Source organism: Dermacoccus sp. UBA1591 (assembly GCF_002322065.1).
In the GTDB taxonomy this organism is placed as follows: domain Bacteria; phylum Actinomycetota; class Actinomycetes; order Actinomycetales; family Dermatophilaceae; genus Dermacoccus; species Dermacoccus nishinomiyaensis.
Genome location: NZ_DCNR01000055.1, coordinates 6,119 through 10,600, shown reverse-complemented (window position 1 = coordinate 10,600; position 4,482 = coordinate 6,119). Strand labels below are relative to the sequence as shown.

The 4,482-nt window shown below is 70.1% G+C and carries 4 protein-coding genes; 2 read left to right on the top strand and 2 right to left on the bottom strand.

The features are described 5' to 3' along the window. The coding region (locus B2284_RS06085; protein ID WP_286697303.1) for a thiolase family protein at positions 1–563 on the bottom strand (563 nt) is incomplete at its 3' end. Between the two features lie 130 nt (positions 564–693). Between B2284_RS06085 and B2284_RS06080 the strand changes: the two genes are divergently transcribed. Both B2284_RS06080 and B2284_RS06075 read left to right on the top strand, forming a co-directional pair. Further along, positions 694–1,545, top strand: a complete 852-nt coding sequence (locus B2284_RS06080; protein ID WP_006946275.1) for a TetR/AcrR family transcriptional regulator — start codon at positions 694–696, stop codon at positions 1,543–1,545. 71 nt (positions 1,546–1,616) lie between these two features. Beyond that, on the top strand, positions 1,617–3,659 hold the full coding sequence (locus B2284_RS06075) for an acyl-CoA dehydrogenase family protein (protein ID WP_006946147.1): 2,043 nt from the start codon (positions 1,617–1,619) through the stop codon (positions 3,657–3,659). A gap of 160 nt (positions 3,660–3,819) precedes the next feature. Here the strand turns inward: B2284_RS06075 and B2284_RS06070 are convergent. Further along, positions 3,820–4,482, bottom strand: a 663-nt coding sequence (locus B2284_RS06070) for an NmrA family NAD(P)-binding protein (protein ID WP_286697302.1), incomplete at its 5' end; no start/stop codon positions are given.

Here is a 4,482-nt window from a genome sequence, read left to right as displayed (position 1 = left end):
CCCCACTCCTTGGCCGTGATGGCCATGTGGTCGCCCATCGCGAGGCCGGTGCGCGGCTCCGAGTTGCGGGGCTGCTCGGGCGCGAGCTGGTTCGGGCGGATCGAGGCGAACGCCTTGAGGCGATCCGGCGTCGTCTTCGCGTAGTTCGCCTTCATGAGCGTCTTGCGCAGACCCTCGTTCAGTGCGAGCGGCGCGTCGGACGTCGTGTCCGTGCCACCGGCGATCGCCGAGTCGATCTGGCCGAGCTTGATCTTGTTCGTCACGAGGATCGCGGCCTCGAGACCCGTCGCGCAGGCCTGCTGGATGTCGTAGGCCGGCGTCGTCGGCGCGAGGTGGCTGCCGAGGACGGATTCGCGGGTGAGGTTGAAGTCGCGCGAGTGCTTGATGACGGCACCGGCGACGACCTCACCGAGGCGCTCACCCGAGAGGGAGAAGCGCGAGACGAGGCCGTCGAGGGCCGCCGTCAGCATGTCCTGGTTGGAGGCCTTGAGGTAGGCGCCGCCCGAGCGGGCGAACGGGATGCGGTTGCCGCCGATGACGTAGGCGTCACGGATCGTGGTCATGAATCGCTCCGGTTGAGTCGTGGTGGGTCGTGCGCGAGCCGATGACGAGGCCGCGCGGACGTGAGCACTCGTCAAAACTTACCGATACGGACAGTAGCAGGTACGACGCGTACGCGATACCGTGTCAGGCATGTCCACCACCACCCGAGCAACGAGCGCCCAACCCGACGGACGCGACGCGCGCTGGGCCGCCCATCGCGTCGCCCGCCGTCGCGAGCTCGTCGACGCCGCCCTGCGCGCCATCCGCCGTCACGGCGCCGGAGTGGGGATGGACGAGATCGCGGCCGAGGCCGGCACGAGCAAGACCGTCATCTACCGCCACCTCGGCGACCGGCTGGGGCTCTACCTCGCCGTGTGCGAATCGGTCGACGCGCTCATCCTCGCCGAGATCGACGCCGCCGCGAGCGCCACGTCGGATGGTGACGGCGAGGCCCGCGCCACCGGCTCGTCCGCGCGACGCACGCCGCCCGGGCCCGCGATGCTCGGCGCCGTCATCGACTCCTACCTGCGCCTCGTCGAACGCGATCCCGAGGTGTACCGGTTCGTCGTGAGGCGCCCGGACGTGACGCTGCCGGAGGGTCCTGGCGATCCCGTCACCGGCCTTTCGGGACGGATCGCCGACAACCTCTTCGACCTCCTGCTGGCCTTCGGCCCCGGCACCCAGGAAGCTCGCGGGAGAGCGCGAGCGTTCGCGTGGGGCGTCGTCGGCCTCGTCAAGGAATCGGCCGACCGGTGGCTGGAGAACCCCGGCGGATTGAGTCGCGCGCAGCTCGCCGCCCACCTCGCCGCGCTCGCCCACGGCGGCCTCGCCGGGGCGCTGGCGCGAGACGTGCCAGGGCCGGCCGATGCGCACATCGCTACTGATGGCCCCGGCGGCGTCGACCGACCCGACCGCCCCGCCGACACCGGACGCGACGAGCGAAGCATCCACGACGACACTGCCCGATCCGACGAAACACCGACGTTCGACCCGGCCGGATGACACGATCCGTTCCGAGGCAGCTCTCACCCGCAGGCCGCACCGCGGCGCCCGCGGCCGACAAGGAGGACGACATGAGCACGACTCCCGAGACCACGACCGAGAACACTCCGCCCGCGCCCGCGCCCGCGACGAACGACGTCGTCGAGCAGATGCGCATCGCGCTCGACGGGCCGTGGCGCGACCTGCGCGAGCGGATCCGCGGCGAGCTGCCGTGGGAGGCCATCAGTGGCACGCCCGGCGAGTCGATCGAGGCCCAGCGCGAGCGAGTGACGCGTCAGGTGCTCGCGCTCGCCGACAAGGGGTACGGCTCGATCGGTTTCCCGACGCAGTACGGCGGCACGCTCGACTACGGCGCGTCCTGCGTCGCGTTCGAGATGGAGGCGTACGGCGACCTGTCGCTGCTCATCAAGAACGGCGTCCAGTTCGGTCTGTTCGGCGGCGCCGTCTCGCGCCTCGGCACCGACAAGCACCTCGCCGCGTACGTGCCCGACATCATGAGCGGCAAACTGATGGGCTGCTTCGCGATGACGGAGGTCGGGCACGGCTCGAACGTCGCCGCCGTCGAGACGACCGCGACATACGACGCGCAGACCGACGAGATCGTCGTGCACTCCCCCACCGTCTCCGCGACGAAGACGTACATCGGCAACGCCGCCAAGGACGGACGCGCGGCCGCCGTGTTCGCGCAGCTCGTCGTCCCGAGCGTCGGTGACGTCGCCGACGGCGAGGAGGAGACCCCGAGCAAGGGCGTCCATGTCGTCGTCGTGCCGATCCGCGACGAAGACGGAAACCCGATGCCGGGCGTCACGATCGGCGACAACGGCGTCAAGGGCGGGCTGCCCGGCGTCGACAACGGCACGATCGCGTTCGACCACGTCCGTGTGCCCCGCGAGAACCTGCTCGACAAGTTCGGCGGCATCGACGAGACCGGCACCTACGTCTCGGAGATCGACAACATCAACCGGCGCTTCTTCACGATGCTCGGCACGCTCGTGCGCGGCCGTGTGTGCGTCGGCGGTGGCGCGGGTGCGGCGGCGCAGAAGGCGCTCGCCATCGCCGTCCGCTACGGCGAACAGCGGCGTCAGTTCTCCGCTCCCGGCTCGCCCGACGAACTCGTCGTCCTCGACTACCTCGCGCACCAGCGCAAGCTGCTGCCGCGCCTCGCGAAGTCGTTCGCGCTGCGCTTCACGCAGAACGCCATGACGGCGCGCCTGCAGGAACTGGAGGACGCAGCGACGTCGTCGGAGAAGGAGACGCCCGGCGCCGACCACGAGGACGCTCAGCGTGAGCTCGAGGCGTGGGTCGCCGGCATGAAGGCGCAGACGACTTGGCATGCGCTCGACACGATCCAGGCGTGCCGCGAGGCGTGCGGCGGCGCCGGGTACATGGCGACCAACGGGCTGACGCAGATGCGCGCGGACATCGACGTGTTCGCGACGTTCGAGGGCGACAACACCGTCCTCATGCAGCTCGTCGCGAAGGGGCTGCTGACGGAGTACAAGGACCAGTGGGGCGATCTCGACATCGCGGGGACGATCGCGAAGGTCACCGCGCAGACCGTCGAGGGACTCGTCGAGAACACGCTGAAGCGTGCCGGCCTGCAGCGCCTCATCGACGGCGCGACGCCGCGCAACGACGAGACGGCGCTCGACTCGCGCGGCTGGCAGGAGTCGATGTTCTCCGAGCGCGCGTCGCACCTGCTCGAGACGGCCGCGATGCGGCTGCGCAAGGCGGGCAAGAGCGACGGGTTCGCCGTGTTCAACGCGGCCCAGGATCACATCCTCGCCGCGGCGAAGGCCGACATCGACCTGCGGATCTTCGAAGCGTTCAAGGAAGGCCTCGAGGCCATGCCCGAGGGCGAGGCGCGCAAGCTCATGGCGAAGGTGTTCGACCTCTACGCACTGGCGTCGATCGAGGAGGACAAGGGCTGGTTCATCGAGCACGGTCGCATCACGACGTCACGTTCGAAGGCCGTCACGACGCGCATCAACGAGCTGTGCGCCGAGCTGCGTCCCCACGCCGTCGACCTGACGAAGGCGTTCGGAATCCCCGAGTCGTGGCTCGAGAACGACCTCATCGACCTCGGTCAGGACCGCGCGGGTGTGACGGCCTGACGACGGGTTCGACGCGTCGCGGGTTACAGGGCGCTTCGGCGGCCGACGCATCGCGGCGCGAATGCTGACGGGCGCCTCACCTGGCTGGTGGGGCGCCCGTCAGGCGTTCTGTCCGCGCGTCTGGTGATGTGCCTGGCCGCACGCGGGGGCGTCCCGGGGCTCAGCGCACCGGTTCGCTGGAGGCGACGAGCTGTTCCAACGTCATCGCCTTCTGCCCGGTGAGCAGTCGCACGTCGTTGCTGACGACGTCGAGCTCCCCCGCGGCGATCGCCGTGTAGGTGCTCACCCATGCGTCCATCTCGAACGGCTGCGGGTCGTACTTCTGCCGTGACGCGCGCGCCTGCTCGATCGTCTCGGGTTCGTAGCGGAAGTCGCGGTCGCGACCCGCGCTGAGGATGGCGGCGATCTCGTCCAGCGTCAGGGCCTGCGGGCCGGTGAGATCGTACGTGCGGCCCGCGTGCTCGCCCGGTGCGAGGAGCACCGCGTGCGCGGCACGGGCGACGTCCGCTCGGGCGACGGGCGCGACGCGTCCGTCACCCGCCGGGCCACGGATGACGCCGTCCTCGTCGGCGAAGTGCTCGAAGACGTCGGCGTAGAAGCTGTCTCGCAGGAACGTCCACACCATGCCGGAGGCCTTGATGTGCTCCTCCGTCGCGAAGTGGTCGCGCCCGAGCGTGAACGTCGAATCAGGCGCCGCATTGAGGAACGAGGTGTACACGATGTGCTGCACGCCCGCCTTCGCGGCCTGGTCGACGAAGTTGCGGTGCTCCTCGACGCGCGTGGGGCTCTCGGCCGCCGACACCATGAACAGGGTGCCGACGCC

Excerpts from the sequence above, each read along its gene's own strand:
- B2284_RS06080 (WP_006946275.1), top strand. The coding sequence starts at position 694 with ATGTCCACCACCACCCGAGCAACGAGCGCCCAACCCGACGGACGCGAC.
- B2284_RS06075 (WP_006946147.1), top strand. The coding sequence starts at position 1,617 with ATGAGCACGACTCCCGAGACCACGACCGAGAACACTCCGCCCGCGCCC.